13 protein-coding genes are annotated in these 15,331 nt (G+C 61.5%); 1 reads left to right on the top strand and 12 read right to left on the bottom strand.

Going from position 1 to position 15,331, the window contains the following annotated elements; all coding sequences use genetic code 11:
* Positions 1–25: 25 nt before the first annotated feature.
* From CKW30_RS00460 to leuC, 12 genes are all read right to left on the bottom strand, one after another.
* Positions 26–685 carry an SPOR domain-containing protein gene (locus CKW30_RS00460; RefSeq protein ID WP_041478538.1) on the bottom strand — a complete coding sequence of 220 codons (660 nt, stop codon included), beginning with the start codon at positions 683–685 and terminating at the stop codon, positions 26–28.
* The gene (gene folC, locus CKW30_RS00455; protein WP_095179497.1) at positions 669–1,976 is read right to left on the bottom strand and encodes a bifunctional tetrahydrofolate synthase/dihydrofolate synthase; all 1,308 of its coding nucleotides are present in this window, start codon (positions 1,974–1,976) and stop codon (positions 669–671) included. The genes CKW30_RS00460 and folC overlap by 17 nt, the downstream gene beginning before the upstream one ends.
* Positions 1,973–2,893: an acetyl-CoA carboxylase, carboxyltransferase subunit beta gene (gene accD, locus CKW30_RS00450; protein ID WP_016773939.1), complete on the bottom strand. Its 921-nt coding sequence runs from the start codon at positions 2,891–2,893 to the stop codon at positions 1,973–1,975. Before accD ends, folC begins: the two co-directional genes overlap by 4 nt.
* A 198-nt stretch (positions 2,894–3,091) precedes the next feature.
* A complete protein-coding gene (locus tag CKW30_RS00445; protein ID WP_095179496.1) occupies positions 3,092–3,724 on the bottom strand; it encodes a phosphoribosylanthranilate isomerase in 633 nt (210 codons plus the stop codon).
* 64 nt (positions 3,725–3,788) lie between these two features.
* Positions 3,789–4,613 (bottom strand): tRNA pseudouridine(38-40) synthase TruA, encoded by an 825-nt coding sequence (gene truA, locus CKW30_RS00440; protein WP_016773937.1) that lies wholly within the window; start codon positions 4,611–4,613, stop codon positions 3,789–3,791.
* Between the two features lie 265 nt (positions 4,614–4,878).
* Positions 4,879–7,536 carry a FimV/HubP family polar landmark protein gene (locus tag CKW30_RS00435; protein ID WP_095179495.1) on the bottom strand — a complete coding sequence of 886 codons (2,658 nt, stop codon included), beginning with the start codon at positions 7,534–7,536 and terminating at the stop codon, positions 4,879–4,881.
* Positions 7,537–7,745: 209 nt separating this feature from the next.
* Positions 7,746–8,756 (bottom strand): aspartate-semialdehyde dehydrogenase, encoded by a 1,011-nt coding sequence (locus CKW30_RS00430; protein ID WP_095179494.1) that lies wholly within the window; start codon positions 8,754–8,756, stop codon positions 7,746–7,748.
* Positions 8,757–9,001: 245 nt separating this feature from the next.
* On the bottom strand, positions 9,002–10,114 hold the full coding sequence (asd, locus tag CKW30_RS00425; RefSeq protein ID WP_016773934.1) for an aspartate-semialdehyde dehydrogenase: 1,113 nt from the start codon (positions 10,112–10,114) through the stop codon (positions 9,002–9,004).
* Positions 10,115–10,180: 66 nt separating this feature from the next.
* A complete protein-coding gene (leuB, locus tag CKW30_RS00420; RefSeq protein ID WP_016773933.1) occupies positions 10,181–11,263 on the bottom strand; it encodes a 3-isopropylmalate dehydrogenase in 1,083 nt (360 codons plus the stop codon).
* A 55-nt stretch (positions 11,264–11,318) separates the two neighbouring features.
* Entirely contained in the window at positions 11,319–12,086 is a 768-nt protein-coding gene (locus CKW30_RS00415; RefSeq protein ID WP_095179493.1) for a class I SAM-dependent methyltransferase, read from the bottom strand.
* Positions 12,087–12,218: 132 nt separating this feature from the next.
* Positions 12,219–12,863: a 3-isopropylmalate dehydratase small subunit gene (leuD, locus tag CKW30_RS00410; RefSeq protein WP_024012386.1), complete on the bottom strand. Its 645-nt coding sequence runs from the start codon at positions 12,861–12,863 to the stop codon at positions 12,219–12,221.
* A 2-nt stretch (positions 12,864–12,865) separates the two neighbouring features.
* Positions 12,866–14,296: a 3-isopropylmalate dehydratase large subunit gene (leuC, locus tag CKW30_RS00405; protein ID WP_041478531.1), complete on the bottom strand. Its 1,431-nt coding sequence runs from the start codon at positions 14,294–14,296 to the stop codon at positions 12,866–12,868.
* A 139-nt stretch (positions 14,297–14,435) separates the two neighbouring features.
* Between leuC and CKW30_RS00400 the strand changes: the two genes are divergently transcribed.
* Complete coding sequence (locus CKW30_RS00400; RefSeq protein ID WP_024012384.1) at positions 14,436–15,326, top strand: LysR family transcriptional regulator; 891 nt, start codon at positions 14,436–14,438, stop codon at positions 15,324–15,326.
* The last annotated feature ends 5 nt before the right edge of the window (positions 15,327–15,331 follow it).

Genomic DNA, 15,331 nt, shown 5'->3' with positions numbered 1-15,331 from the left:
TGCTTTTCAATCGAGGTGATAGATTTCAGCCACGTTCAGGCTGAAAACGGACAACGAAGCCCTTGAGGTTCTGCTGACGACTCAGCAGATCGCGCAGACGATCGGCTTCGGCACGCTCGATCAGCGGACCGACGAACACCCGATTCTTGCCATCGGCAGAACGAATGTAGGCGTTATAACCCTGGCTGCGCAGGTTCTTCTGCAGGCTCTCGGCGCTGGCGCGGCTCGACAGACTGGCCAGTTGCACCGACCAGCTCACCGACAGACCGTTGGCATCGACGCGGCTCTGCGTGGTGTCAGGCTTGCTGGTTGCGGATGTGATCGGCTGAGCCGGCGCCGGAATCGGCTTGGCCACCGGTGGCGGCGTTGCCGGACGGGCTATCTGCGCAGGGATGGTCGGTGCCGGGGCGGCCGGTGCAGCCGGGGCCGCAGGCACCGCTTCTTCAGCGACTTCTTCGTCAGTCGGCACAGGCTCTTGCGGCAAGGCTTGCGGCTCGGGCACAGCCACCGGGTCAATTTGCACCTGCGGCATGGCCGAAGGCTGAGGCGCAGCCGGGGCCTCGACGGTCACCTGACGCTGCTCGTCCTGACGGGAAAACAGCATCGGCAGGAAGATCACCGCCAGCGCCACCAGCACCAGCGCGCCAACCATGCGCTGCTTGTACGCTTTATCCAGCAAAGCCATTTGCCGCTTCCTCCGTGGAGCGCCGGGCCAGCCATTCAAGGGCCTCGGCGACACAATAAAATGATCCGAACAAGAGAATCTCGTCGTCGCTGGTTGCTATAGCGCACTGCCCTTCCAGAGCGGCCGCAACGCTGGCATAGGACGTTACTGAAGCACCAAGGTTCTGCAGCGCCGCCTCAAGTTCAGCCACCGGACGCGCGCGCGGCGAATCCAGCGGCGCGACAGCCCAATGCGCGACACTAGCATTCAATTCGCCAACAACACCATCCAGATCCTTGTCCGCCAGCAACCCGAACACCGCCAGACGCTTGCCAACCGGCGGCCGCGCGGCCAGACGCCGGGCGAGATATTCAGCGGCATGCGGATTGTGACCAACATCCAGCAACAGGTTCAGGCGCTTGCCATTCCATTCGAATGACCGACGATCGAGGCGCCCAACCACGCGCGTCGCCTGCAACGCCGCGACAATCTGTTCGGCATTCCACGGCAAACCTGTCAGCAGATAAGCTTGCAGCGCCAGCGCGGCGTTTTCCATCGGCAGATCGAGCAGCGGCAAGTCGCGCAACTCGACCACTTGGCCCAGGGCATCGGTGCCGCGCCATTGCCAGTGTTGGTCAGTGATGCCGAGATCGAAATCGCGTCCACGCAGAAAGAATGGGCAAGCCAGTTCGTGCGCCTTGTCGAGCAGTGGTTGCGGAGGATTCAGGTCGCCACACAGAGCAGGCTTGCCCTGGCGGAAAATTCCGGCCTTCTCGAAGGCCACGGATTCGCGGGTATCGCCCAGATAATCGGCGTGATCGACGCCAATGCTGGTGACCAGCGCAATATCGGCATCGACTACATTGACGGTATCCAGACGCCCGCCCAACCCGACTTCAAGCACCACAGCGTCAAGCGCCGCCTGCTGGAACAGCCAGAACGCTGCCAGAGTGCCCATTTCGAAGTAAGTCAGGGAAGTCTCGCCGCGGCCCGCCTCGACCGCAGCAAAGGCTTCGCAGAGCTGCGCGTCAGTGGCTTCAACGCCGTCGAGCTGCACCCGCTCGTTGTAACGCAGCAGGTGCGGAGAATTGTAGACACCAACGCTCAGGCCCTGGGCACGCAGCAACGAAGCCACGAACGCGCAGGTCGAACCCTTGCCGTTGGTGCCGGTGACCGTGATCACCCGAGGCGCCGGCTGGCCCAGCCCCATGCGGGACGCTACCTGTTGCGAACGCTCCAGGCCCATGTCGATGGCCGACGGATGCAACTGCTCAAGGTAGGCGAGCCATTCACCAAGGGTGCGCTGGGTCATACGTTGGCAGGCACCGGCGGCACCACGATCGGTTCGATCGGCGCGGCGACGAACTTCGGCGTCGGCTTGCCGGTCATCTGTGCCAGCAGGTTACCCAGACGCGGACGCAGTTCCTGACGGTGAATGATCATGTCGATCGCGCCGTGCTCCAGCAGGAACTCGCTGCGCTGGAAGCCTTCCGGCAGTTTCTCGCGCACGGTCTGCTCGATCACCCGCGGACCGGCGAAGCCGATCAGGGCTTTCGGCTCGCCGACGATGACGTCGCCAAGCATCGCCAGACTGGCGGAAACGCCGCCGTAGACCGGGTCGGTCAGTACGGAGATGAACGGAATGCCTTCTTCACGCAGACGCGCAAGTACGGCCGAAGTCTTGGCCATCTGCATCAGCGAGATCAGCGCTTCCTGCATGCGTGCACCACCGGAGGCGGCGAAGCAGATCATCGGGCAGCGGTTTTCCAGTGCGTAGTTGGCAGCGCGAACGAAGCGCTCACCGACGATGGCGCCCATGGAACCGCCCATGAAGTTGAATTCGAATGCCGAAACCACTACCGGCATGCCCAGCAAGGTACCGCTGACCGAGATCAGCGCATCTTTCTCGCCGGTCTGCTTCTGCGCAGCGACCAAGCGGTCCTTGTACTTCTTGCCGTCGCGGAATTTCAGACGGTCAACCGGCTCCAGGTCAGCACCCAGTTCGTTGCGGCCTTCCGGGTCGAGGAAAATGTCGATGCGGGCACGTGCGCCGATGCGCATGTGATGGTTGCACTTGGGGCAAACGTCCAGGGTCTTTTCCAGCTCCGGACGGTACAACACCGCCTCGCAGGACGGGCATTTGTGCCACAGACCTTCAGGCACCGAGCTCTTCTTGACCTCCGAGCGCATGATCGAAGGGATCAGTTTGTCTACTAACCAGTTGCTCATGCTTTCTTTCTCCAGTACCGGCGGCCCGAACGCTCTGGTTCGCAGCCCCGCGTATGCCCTTGAGCTAAATTCATGTGTGTGGCGATGGTTGCCGAACAGTGGCGGTCAGCGCGGAACATGACCTGCGACGATTCAGCAACCCTCAGCCGCGCCTGCTTTGTGCAAGTGCATTGATGGACGGCGGCAGACTGCCAGCCGTCACATCGACGATGTATTGCCGCGCACCGCGTTGATGAATGCGCGAATCCTGTGGTGATCCTTGATGCCTTTGCTCGCTTCTACCCCGCCGCTGACATCCACCGCGTAGGGCTTGACCCGTGCTACCGCGTCGGCAACGTTCTCCGGCGTCAGGCCGCCGGCCAGAATCAGCGGCTTGCTCAAGTGTTGCGGAATCAGTGACCAGTCAAACGCCTCGCCGGTTCCACCGGGCACCCCTTCGACATAGGTGTCGAGCAGTACGCCACTGGCGCCGGGAAAGGCATCGCAGGCAGCAGCAATGTCATCACCCGCCTTGACCCGCAGCGCTTTGATGTACGGACGATGCCAGCCTTCACACTCCTCCGCACTTTCGTCGCCATGGAACTGCAGCAGATCCAGCGGCACCGCATCGAGGATTTCTCCGAGCTCGCAACGGCTGGCATTGACGAACAGCCCCACGGTGGTAACGAACGGCGGCAGCGCCTTGATGATCGCCCGCGCCTGCTGCACGTTCACCGCTCGCGGACTCTTGGCGTAAAACACCAGGCCGATCGCGTCGGCACCGGCTTCGACGGCGGCCAGCGCATCTTCGATGCGGGTAATGCCGCAGATCTTGCTGCGAACAGCTGACATGTCAGGAAAACCTCAAGGCAAAATCCGAAAACGTCCCGGATGGTAACAAAAGCGCCCGAGGGCGTCAGCCGTCAAGTTCGGAGAAACCCGTAAGGAAATGTGGCCCGATAAAGCGCTCGGGCAACGGAAATTCGTCGTGATACTCGACCTGCACCAGATACAGCCCGTACGGATGCGCCGTGACCCCGCCGGAGCGACGCTCGCGACTTTCCAGCACTTCCTTCATCCACTCCACCGGGCGCTCACCGGCACCGATGGTCATCAGCACACCGGCGATATTGCGCACCATGTGATGCAGGAACGCGTTGGCACGAATGTCGAGCACGATCATCTTGCCGTGACGGGTCACGCGCAGGTGATGCATCTTCTTGATCGGCGACTTTGCCTGGCACTGACCGGCCCGGAATGCGCTGAAATCGTGGGTACCGATCAGGTACTGCGCGGCCTCGGCCATACGCTCGGCGTCGAGCGGACGGTGATTCCAGGTGATTTCTTCATTGAGGTGCGCCGGGCGGATCTGATCGTTGTAGATCACATAGCGATAACGCCGGGCAATGGCTTTGAAGCGAGCATGAAAATGCGCCGGCATGACCCTGGCCCAACTGACGCTGATGTCGTGGGGCAGATTGATGTTGGCGCCCATGACCCAGGCTTTCAGCGAGCGATCAACCTGGGTGTCAAAGTGCACCACTTGGCCGCAGGCATGCACGCCGGCATCGGTACGCCCGGCGCATTGCAGGGAAACCGGCGAATTGGCGACTTTCGACAGGGCTTTTTCAAGCTCTTCCTGCACAGTCGCCACTCCGGTCAGCTGCCGCTGCCAACCGCTGTAACGCGAGCCTTTGTACTCAACGCCCAGCGCGACGCGGTAAAAGCCGTCGGGCGCCATTTCGGCGACCGGGTTATCTATGTTTGCCAAGGTGGGACAGCCTGCTGATTTGCAAAGGCGGGCATTATAAGGCGGTGGGCCGGGGATGCCAGAGTTCTCTATCGGCAGTACCGCCCCCTTCGCGAGCAGGCTCGCTCCCACATTGCGATGCGCCCCCCTGTGGGAGCGAGCCTGCTCGCGAAAGCAATCGATCAAACACCGCCGAATCCGACACAAACAAAAACGGCAGCCCCACCGGGCTGCCGCTTGTTGTTTACCGCTGAACTTACGCCAGGTTGGAAAGCATTTCCTTGGCCTCGCCCCGCTGCTTCTCGTCACCCTCGGTCAACACTTCGTTGAGGATGTCACGCGCACCGTCAGCGTCGCCCATGTCGATGTAAGCCTGGGCCAGATCGAGTTTGGTCGCTGCTTCGTCGGTGCCGGCGAGAAAGTCGAAATCGTCTTCGCCCAGATCATCGCCCAACGCAGCGTCCGCTTCGGTGAAGCTCGGCTCGGCCATGCTTTGCGACAGGCGATCCAGCTCGGCATTGACGTCGTCGAGCTCGGCCGCGAAAGCATCCGGCTCGGCGGCTGGGTTGGTGTCCATTTCGTCGGCCAGCGACAGGTCGAAATCGGCTGGGAGTTCCAGATCGTCCTGCGGCACGTCAGCAACTACCGGCGTCTCGACCGGTGGCAAGTCCTTCACGCCGTCGTCAAGATCCAGCAGGAAGTCATCTTCAGCCAACGTGGCCGGCGATGGTTCGGCGCCCAGATCCATGTCCAGATCGAAGTCCGACAGATCGTCGAGATTGTCTTTCATCTCGGTCTGCTCTTGCAGCACCGAAGCGAAGCTCAGATCGTCTTCGGCCGGAAACGCGTCTAGCTCGACAGGCGCTTCTGGCTCGACCGCTGGCGCAGGATCGACCGGGGTGATGTTGTCGAGGTCGTCCAGGCTCAAATCGAACGCGGTGTCGAGATCGTCAGCGGCAGCCTCGGGCGCTTGCGGCTCGTCTTGCAGCAATTCCTTGACGTACTGCGCGTCCAGTTCGGCAGCGACGGCGGCAGCTGCCAGCCCACCGGCAGCGACCACAGCCATGGCCGGGAAGCGGCTTTTCAGCGCTTCGACCTTGGCGAAGTTATCGCCATTGGCCACCAGTTGACGCTCTTGCGCAACGAACGCATCGCGGTCGCCCTGCTGACCGTAGACTTCCATCAGCTTCAGGCGCAGATCGCTGCGTTCCGGCTCAAGGCTGACGCCCTCTTCCAGCAGCGCAGCGGCCTGATTAAGGCGGCCGGCATTGATGTGCGATTGCGCTTTGTCGAGCACATCATCAGAGCGTTCGCCGGCCGGGGCCACCAGTGGTGCGGCAATCGGCGCAGCCATCACCACCGGAGTGACGACCGGTGCAGGGGCTGGCGCAGGTGCCGGAGCTGGCGTGTTGAGCTTGACGCTGGCTGCCGGGGTTTCCAGGCCGGAGAAGCTGCTTTCCGGCAGATCCTGCTCAGCGGAGAACTCTTGCTCTTCAGCCAGAGCGCGGGCCATGCGCAGGTGCTTTTCGGCTTCCTGCTGGGCTTTGCGACGGCGCGCCAGCAGCAACAGCAGAAGCAGCAGAACCACCGCACCGCCGCCGATCAGGCCGAGCAGAATCGGATTGGTCAGCAGTTCATTGAAGGCTTTGTCGTCATCGGCGGCAGCAGGCGTGGTTTCGACCACCGGCTCGACGACCGGCTCAACCGGGGTTTCCGCTGGCGGCGCGATGGCTGACTCTGGAGTCGGTGAAGCCGCTGCGGCGTCGGCCGGAGTGGCTGGCGGGGTCGCCGCCAGTTCGGCAGTGATCGCCGGCACCGGCGGCACAGCAGCAGTGGCGCCAGGCGCAGCGCCGGCGCCGTCGGCCTGCATCTTCGCCAGTTGATTGTTCTTCAGCTCGATCAGCTTTTGCAGCTTGTCCAACTGGCTCTGCAGATCAGCCATGCGGCTTTTCAGTTCCTCGTTGTCACGACGGGTCGTGTCGAGGTTTTCCTGAGTGATTGCCAGTTTGTTGCTCAGCGCCTTGGCGTCGCCGGCCGGGCCTTTCGCACCGGGCTTGGCGCTTTCCGCCGAGACCAGGCTCAGATTGTCCTGGGTGTTGGCCGCTGCACCGGTATTGCCACGGCCACGATTGGTCGCATCCAGCTGCTGCTGACCGGTGCCAGGCTTGCCTACGTAACGACGGCCCTGGCGCCAGGCTTCGTTCTGCGCCGCCACTTCAGCAATGGCAGCCGACTGCGGCAGCGCTGTGCTTTGTACCGGGTCCGGCAGACGCAGCACCTGGCCGGTTTTCAGACGGTTGATGTTGCCGTCGATAAAGGCATTCGGATTGAGCGCCTGAATCGCCAGCATGGTCTGCTGCACCGAGCCGCCGTTGCGCGCCTTCGCGGCGATTTCCCACAGGGTATCGCGCGGCGTGGTGGTGTATTGATTGCGATGGGTGGCGCCAGTGGTGGGCGCAGTGATGGTCTGCGACGGCGCCGGTTGCGCGGCGGCGTCTGCGGTCTGCGGCGAGAACTTCGACGGATCGAGCAGCACGCTGTAATCACGCAGCAGGCGGCCATTGGGCCACATCACCTGCACGAGGAACTTCACCATCGGTTCCGACAGCGGTTGGCTCGAGGTCACGCGCAACACGCTTTTGCCGCTGGCGTTGAGTACCGGGGTGAACGTCAGGTCATTGAGAAAAGCCTGACGATCAACGCCAGCCTTGGCGAAATCTTCAGGGGAAGCCAGGCTCGGCACCACCTCGGCGGCGGTGAGATCCTTGACGTCGAGCAGCTCGATTTCAGCCACCAACGGCTGGTTCAGGGTCGACTTCAGGGTCAGCTCCCCGAGCCCGAGGGCATGCGCCATACCGGAGGACAGCGCCGAGGCGGCCGCTATTGCTAACACCAGTTTGCGAACTTGAACCATAGCCTCATCCTTTGTTTGAACGTTCCTCGGCCAGCGAGAAGCTTTTGAATACCGCTGCCGTAAGGCATTGCGCGCGACGACGGGGGTCGCCGCGCGCGATCATTTCTGTGCTGCCCCGGAAAGTCCCGGAGGGTGACTCGTCATCGACGCGCTTCGGGCAAGCATAGCGCTCACCTAGAATCAGTCGACAAATTGTTGCCAAGTATCTTTTACAGCAGGTCTTTTATCAACAACTCAGCCAGTTGCACGGCGTTGAGCGCCGCGCCTTTGCGTACGTTATCTGACGTCAGCCAAAGATTTAGTTCCGCCGGGTCGTCGACGCCCGTCCGCACGCGGCCTACGTAGACCACGTCCTGCCCCACCGCATCGCCGACCGCGGTCGGATAATCACCGGCCTCGACCAGCTCGATGCCCGGTGCAGCCTCGAGCGCGGCGTTGACCTTTTCCAGGTCAACAGCGCTGCCTGACTGCAAGGTCACGCTAAAGCTATCGCCAAAAAACACCGGGGCTTGAACGCAAGTGGCAGAAATCTTCAATAAAGGTTTCGCCAGGACCTGGCGCAGCTCTCGAACCAATCGTTTTTCCAGCAGCGTGTGGCCCTGCGCATCAGGCGTACCGACTTGTGCCAGCAGGTTGAAGGCCATCTGCCGGTCGAAGAACGTCGGTTCCAGCGGACGCATGTTGAGCAGCTCGGCGGTCTGCCGCGCGAGCTCGGTGACCGCCTCGCGGCCTTGCGCCGAAACGGCCAGATTGGCGGTGACGTTGACGTATTGCAGATCGAGCAGATCGAGCAGCGGCGCCAGCACCACCGCAAGCGTCGTAGCAGACGGGCTTGGGCTGCTGACCTGGAACGGGCTTTTCAGACTGGCGAGAATATCGGCATTGGCCTCGGGCACCACTTGTGGCGCCTGATCGGCGGGCAAGGCGCCGGACAAGTCGATCAACGAGCAACCGGCAGCATGGGCGCGAGCGGCGTAGCTCAGCGACACCGCAGCGCCGGCGGCGAAGAACACCAGTCTGACCTTGCTGAAATCGAACTCGTCGACCTCGCGCACGCGTACGTTTTTGTTGCGGAAAAGCACCGAGCTGCCGGCCGATTCACTGCTGGCCAGCAGGTGCAGGTTGCCGACCGGGAAGTCGCGTTCTTCGAGAATCTGTACGAGGGTTTCGCCGACAGTACCGGTGGCGCCGATAACGGCGATATCGAAAGTCTGGGTCATGGAGCTACCTCTGGCAAAACGGGGGGAGCGGCACTTTACCGGGTGGGTGGCGCGCAGGCAATTTCTGCAGGATTTGCGGCGGCTGGACCGGCCCTTTCGCGAGCAGGCTCGCTCCCACAGGGACCGCATTTCAATGTGGGAGCGAGCCTGCTCGCGAAAAAGGCAGTACAGACACCGGAGAAATCCTTGGCATAAAAAAACCCGCACCTCTCACAAGGCACGGGCTTCTTAAATGCTTCAAGCGATCAACGCTCCAGCAGGATCCGCAGCATGCGGCGCAGCGGTTCGGCCGCGCCCCACAGCAGTTGGTCGCCGACGGTGAAGGCGCCGACGAATTGCGAACCCATGTTCAGCTTGCGCAGACGACCGACCGGTACATTCAGGGTGCCGGTGACCTTGGTCGGGCTCAGCTCCTGCATGCTGATCTCGCGGTTGTTCGGTACCAGCTTGACCCAAGGGTTGTGCTGGCTGATCAGCCCTTCGATATCGGCGATCGGTACGTCTTTGTTCAGCTTGATGGTCAGCGCCTGGCTGTGGCAGCGCATGGCGCCGATGCGCACGCAGATGCCGTCGACCGGGATCGGGCTCTTGAAGCGACCGAGGATCTTGTTGGTCTCGGCCTGGGCCTTCCACTCTTCGCGGCTCTGGCCGTTCGGCAGTTCCTTGTCGATCCACGGGATCAGGCTGCCGGCCAGCGGTACGCCGAAGTTTTCGGTCGGGTACGCGTCGCTGCGCATGGCTTCGGCCACGCGACGGTCGATGTCGAGGATCGCGCTGGCCGGATCGGCCAGTTGATCGGCGACAGCGGCGTGGGTCGCGCCCATCTGCTTGATCAGTTCACGCATGTTCTGCGCGCCGGCACCGGAGGCCGCCTGATAGGTCATGGCGCTCATCCACTCGACCAGACCGGCCTCGAACAGACCGCCCAGACCCATCAGCATCAGGCTGACGGTGCAGTTGCCGCCAATGTAGTTCTTGGTGCCCGCGTCCAGTTGCTGGTCGATGACCTTGCGGTTGACCGGATCGAGAATGATCACCGCGTCATCGTTCATGCGCAGGCTCGACGCCGCGTCGATCCAGTAACCCTGCCAGCCGGCTTCGCGCAGCTTGGGAAATACTTCGCTGGTGTAGTCGCCGCCCTGGCAGGTCAGGATCACGTCGAGGGTCTTCAGCTCGTCAATGCTGTAAGCGTCCTTGAGCGGAGCAATGTCCTTGCCCACGGACGGGCCTTGGCCACCGACATTGGACGTGGTGAAAAACACCGGCTCGATAAGATCGAAATCCTGCTCTTCCAGCATCCGCTGCATGAGCACGGAACCGACCATCCCGCGCCAACCGATCAGACCTACACGTTTCATCGCAACTACACCTTCTTGAAAAGTGGGCCGCTGCTTTGTATTGAATTTCGCAGCGGGCCCGAGAGATTACAGATTCCGCAGCGCGGCGACTACTGCGTCGCCCATTTCCTGCGTACCGACTTTGGTACAACCGGCCGAGTGGATGTCGCCAGTGCGCAAGCCCTGATCGAGCACGACACTGACGGCTTTTTCGATGGCATCGGCAGCGTCGTGCAGATTGAAGCTGTAACGCAGCATCATCGATACCGACAGGATCGTCGCCAGCGGGTTGGCAATGCCTTTGCCAGCAATGTCCGGCGCCGAACCATGGCACGGCTCGTACATGCCCTTGTTATTGGAGTCCAGGGAGGCCGAAGGGAGCATGCCGATCGAGCCGGTGAGCATCGACGCTTCGTCGGAGAGGATGTCGCCGAACATGTTGTCGGTGACGATCACGTCGAACTGCTTGGGTGCGCGCACCAACTGCATGGCGGCGTTATCGACGTACATGTGGCTCAGTTCGACTTCCGGGTAATCCTTGGCCACTTGCTCGACCACTTCGCGCCACAACTGGCTGGATGCCAGGACGTTGGCCTTGTCCACCGAGCAGAGCTTCTTGCCACGAACCATGGCCATGTCGAAACCGACACGGGCGATGCGGCGGATTTCGCTTTCGCTGTACGGCAGCGTGTCGTAGGACTGACGCTCGCCGTTGTCCAGCGTACGGGTGCCACGCGGCGCGCCGAAGTAAATGCCGCCGGTCAGCTCACGGACAATGAGGATGTCCAGGCCGGCAACGATTTCCGGTTTCAGGCTCGACGCGTCGGCCAGTTGCGGATAGAGGATCGCCGGGCGCAGGTTGCCGAACAGGCCCAGTTGCGCGCGGATTTTCAGCAGACCGCGCTCAGGGCGAATGTCACGCTCGATGGTGTCCCATTTCGGGCCACCGACCGCGCCCAGCAGCACGGCGTCGGCGGCGCGGGCGCGATCGAGGGTTTCGTCGGCCAGCGGCACGCCATGCTTGTCGATGGCCGCGCCGCCAATCACGTCGTGGCTCAGCTCGAAGCCCAGGCTGTACTTGTCATTGGCCAATTCCAGCACCTTGACCGCTTCGGCCATGATTTCCGGACCAATACCGTCACCCGGGAGAATCAGAATTTGCTTGCTCATGCTTTCCTCGTGTCTTCAAGCGGTGCGCCAGTGAACGGCGCGCCGGGAAAAATTCCTATCGCTCGGCCATCAGCACGATCACATCGGTACTGAACGAGCCGTCGGCATCTATCTCAAAATACTCACGCACTTCGTTGCCCATCGACTGCTGCAACTGGCGGATCGCCGCGCGCATCACGTCAGGTGTGCGCATGCGCTCGACCCAACTGCTGTACTCCAGACGCAGGCGCTGGCGGGTAGTACTGCGCACATGCAGACCGGCCTCGCTGACCTGGCGCAGCCACTCGGCGGCGGAGTAGTCGCGGACATGGCTGGTGTCGCGCAGCACTTCAACGCTTTGCAGGTAAGTGTCGAACAACGCACTGCCCGGTGACAACACATCAACAAACGCTGCCACCCCGCCCGGCTTCAGCACCCGGCGCACCTCGCGCAAGGCCAGACCGAGGTCGCTCCAGTGATGCGCCGAATAGCGGCTGAACACAAAATCGAACTCGCCATCGGCGAACGGCAAGCGCTCGGCAGCACCGTTGACGGTAATGATATTGCTCAAGCCGCGATCGACGGCAGCGCCGGCAACCACATCAAGCATTTGCTGCGACAAGTCGTAAGCCACCACCTCCTTGACCAATGGAGCGACATGGAAACTGACATGGCCTGCGCCGCAACCCAAGTCCAGCAAACGAGCCTCGCCCTGCCCGGCCAGCTCAGCCTGTAGCAATGCGAATTCGGTGCCTTGAGCGTGAACCGCGCTGCTCAGGTAAGCGGCGGCCTGTTCACCGAATTGCTTTTGTACGACCTGAGTGTGTTGGGCGGTGCTGGTCATGGGCACATCCTGGTATCTATGTTGTTTGCGCTGCCGTCTTCGCGAGCAGGCTCGCTCCCACAGGGGAATGCATTCCAAGGTGGGAGCGAGCCTGCTCGCGAAGGGGCCAGCCCTGACTACATCAATCTCGAATCACGCGTCGCGAAACAACCACGGCTGGCTAACTCGATGCTTGGCCTCGAACGTCGCGATCGCATCGCCGTCCTGCAAGGTCAGGCCGATATCGTCCAGACCGTTGAGCAGGCAGTGCTTGCGGAACGCATCGATCTCGAAGCTGTACACCTTGCCATCCGGGCGGGTCACGGTCTGCGCTTGCAAGTCGATCTGCAATTGATAACCCGGCTCGGCTTCAACCTGCTTAAACAGTTCATCAACTTCTGCATCGCTGAGAATGATCGGCAGCAGGCCGTTCTTGAAACTGTTGTTGAAGAAGATGTCGGCGTAACTCGGCGCGATGATGCTGCGGAAACCGTACTCTTCCAGCGCCCACGGCGCGTGTTCACGGCTCGAGCCGCAGCCGAAGTTCTCGCGGGCGAGCAATACGCTGGCACCCTGATAACGCTCGGCGTTGAGGACGAAATCCTTGTTCAACGGGCGCTTGGAGTTGTCCTGGTACGGCTGGCCGACATCCAGATAACGCCACTCGTCGAACAGGTTCGGACCGAAACCGGTGCGCTTGATCGACTTCAAGAACTGCTTGGGAATGATCTGATCGGTGTCGACGTTGGCACGATCCAGAGGCGCGACAAGACCAGTGTGCTGAGTAAATGCCTTCATCTTTACTGTGCTCCTTGGATCAATTCACGAACATCGATGAAACGGCCGTTCACCGCTGCTGCCGCCGCCATGGCCGGGCTGACCAAGTGGGTACGGCCACCGGCGCCCTGACGGCCTTCGAAATTACGGTTGGAAGTCGAGGCGCAATGCTCGCCGGACTCCAAACGGTCCGGGTTCATCGCCAGGCACATCGAGCAACCCGGCTCGCGCCATTCGAAACCGGCCTCGAGGAAAATCTTGTCCAGCCCTTCGGCTTCAGCCTGCGCTTTGACCAGACCCGAGCCCGGCACGACGATTGCCTGCTTGATGGTCGAGGCGACCTTGCGGCCCTTGGCGATGACCGCAGCGGCGCGCAAGTCTTCGATGCGCGAGTTGGTGCAGGAACCGATGAATACGCGATCAAGCTGAATGTCGGTGATCGCCTGATTGGCGGTCAGACCCATGTATTTCAAGGCGCGAACGATCGAGTCACGCTTGACCAGATCCATTTCCTTGGCCGGGTCCGGCACATTCTGATCCACGGCCAAGACCATTTCAGGCGAAGTGCCCCAGCTGACTTGCGGCTTGATTTGCGCGGCGTCGAGCTCGACCACGGTGTCGAATTTGGCATCGGCGTCGGAGACCAGATCTTTCCAGGCTTCGACGGCCATGTCCCACTGCTCGCCCTTCGGCGCGAATGGACGACCTTTGACGTAGTCGATGGTCTTCTGATCTGCCGCCACCAGGCCCACGCGGGCGCCGGCTTCGATGGACATGTTGCAGATGGTCATGCGGCCTTCGACGGACAGATCGCGGATCGCGCTGCCGGCAAACTCGATGGCATGGCCGTTACCGCCGGCGGTGCCGATCTTGCCGATCACCGCAAGGACAATGTCCTTGGCGGTCACGCCGAACGGCAATTGGCCTTCGACGCGCACCAGCATGTTTTTCATTTTTTTTGCGACCAGGCACTGGGTGGCGAGCACGTGCTCGACCTCAGATGTACCGATACCGTGGGCCAATGCCCCGAATGCGCCGTGGGTCGAAGTGTGCGAGTCACCGCAGACCACGGTCATGCCCGGCAAGGTCGCGCCCTGCTCCGGGCTGATCACGTGAACGATGCCCTGACGGACGTCGTTCATCTTGAATTCGACGATGCCGTATTCATCGCAGTTGTCGTCGAGGGTCTGCACCTGCAAACGCGAAACCTGGTCGGCAATGGCTTCGATGCCGCCCTTGCGCTCCGGAGTGGTCGGTACGTTGTGGTCCGGGGTCGCAATGTTGGCATCGATGCGCCAAGGCTTGCGCCCGGCCAGACGCAAGCCTTCGAAAGCTTGCGGCGAAGTCACTTCGTGGATGATGTGACGATCGATGTAGATCAGCGCCGAGCCATCGTCGCGCTGCTTGACCAAATGCGAATCCCAGAGCTTGTCGTAGAGCGTTTTGCCGGCCATCAGACGGTTCCTCATCAGCTTGTTTCTATGCCCTGGGCTCATCAATAACCCTTTGGCTTGTGAGGCCGATCCTATGGGGTTAGATTAAATAACTCAAATTCATATTTTTTATGCTTTGGATAACCAACTGGAATGCGACATGGATCTGGCTAACCTGAATGCTTTTATTGCCATCGCCGAGACCGGCAGCTTCTCCGGCGCCGGCGAACGCCTTCATCTGACACAACCGGCGATCAGCAAGCGCATCGCCGGGCTTGAGCAGCAATTGAAAGTGCGCCTGTTTGATCGACTGGGTCGCGAAGTCGGTCTGACCGAGGCGGGTCGCGCCCTGCTGCCAAGGGCCTATCAGATTCTCAATGTGCTCGACGACACCCGCCGCGCCCTGACCAACCTGACCGGCGAGGTCAGCGGCCGCCTGACCCTGGCCACCAGTCACCACATCGGCCTGCACCGCTTGCCGCCTCTATTAAGGGAGTTCACCCGCCGCTACCCACAGGTTGCGCTGGATATTCAGTTCCTTGATTCGGAAGTGGCCTACGAGGAAATTCTCCACGGCCGCGCAGAACTGGCGGTCATCACCCTCGCGCCAGAGCCGCACACCCTGGTCAAAGCCACGCCGGTGTGGGACGACCCGCTGGATTTCGTCGTCGCCCCGGAGCATTCGCTGATCAACAACGGCGCCGTCAGTCTGGCGGACATCGCCGGTCATCCGGCGGTTTTCCCCGGCGGCAACACGTTTACCCACCACATCGTCCAGCGTTTGTTCGAAGCTCAGGGCCTGACGCCGAACATCGCCATGAGCACCAACTATCTGGAAACCATCAAGATGATGGTCTCCATTGGCCTGGCCTGGAGCGTGCTGCCGCGCACCATGCTCGACGAACAAGTGGCAAGCATCGCATTGCCGGGCATACAGCTCACTCGCCAGCTAGGCTATATCTTGCACACCGAACGGACGCTATCGAATGCAGCACGCGCCTTCATGGCCCTGCTGGATGCACAAATCGATCGGCCAGGGATCCCGGCCTGACTTGT

It is taken from the genome of Pseudomonas sp. Irchel 3F6 (assembly GCF_900187595.1).
In the GTDB taxonomy this organism is placed as follows: Bacteria; Pseudomonadota; Gammaproteobacteria; order Pseudomonadales; family Pseudomonadaceae; genus Aquipseudomonas; species Aquipseudomonas siliginis.
The sequence above is the reverse complement of the archived record's forward strand: the minus strand, read 5'-3'. Positions and strand labels throughout refer to the sequence as shown.

Coding starts and splice junctions, on each gene's coding strand:
- CKW30_RS00460 (WP_041478538.1), bottom strand. CDS start 685: ATGGCTTTGCTGGATAAAGCGTACAAGCAGCGCATGGTTGGCGCGCTG.
- folC (WP_095179497.1), bottom strand. CDS start 1,976: ATGACCCAGCGCACCCTTGGTGAATGGCTCGCCTACCTTGAGCAGTTG.
- accD (WP_016773939.1), bottom strand. CDS start 2,893: ATGAGCAACTGGTTAGTAGACAAACTGATCCCTTCGATCATGCGCTCG.
- CKW30_RS00445 (WP_095179496.1), bottom strand. CDS start 3,724: ATGTCAGCTGTTCGCAGCAAGATCTGCGGCATTACCCGCATCGAAGAT.
- truA (WP_016773937.1), bottom strand. CDS start 4,613: ATGGCGCCCGACGGCTTTTACCGCGTCGCGCTGGGCGTTGAGTACAAA.
- CKW30_RS00435 (WP_095179495.1), bottom strand. CDS start 7,536: ATGGTTCAAGTTCGCAAACTGGTGTTAGCAATAGCGGCCGCCTCGGCG.
- CKW30_RS00430 (WP_095179494.1), bottom strand. CDS start 8,756: ATGACCCAGACTTTCGATATCGCCGTTATCGGCGCCACCGGTACTGTC.
- asd (WP_016773934.1), bottom strand. CDS start 10,114: ATGAAACGTGTAGGTCTGATCGGTTGGCGCGGGATGGTCGGTTCCGTG.
- leuB (WP_016773933.1), bottom strand. CDS start 11,263: ATGAGCAAGCAAATTCTGATTCTCCCGGGTGACGGTATTGGTCCGGAA.
- CKW30_RS00415 (WP_095179493.1), bottom strand. CDS start 12,086: ATGACCAGCACCGCCCAACACACTCAGGTCGTACAAAAGCAATTCGGT.
- leuD (WP_024012386.1), bottom strand. CDS start 12,863: ATGAAGGCATTTACTCAGCACACTGGTCTTGTCGCGCCTCTGGATCGT.
- leuC (WP_041478531.1), bottom strand. CDS start 14,296: ATGGCCGGCAAAACGCTCTACGACAAGCTCTGGGATTCGCATTTGGTC.
- CKW30_RS00400 (WP_024012384.1), top strand. CDS start 14,436: ATGGATCTGGCTAACCTGAATGCTTTTATTGCCATCGCCGAGACCGGC.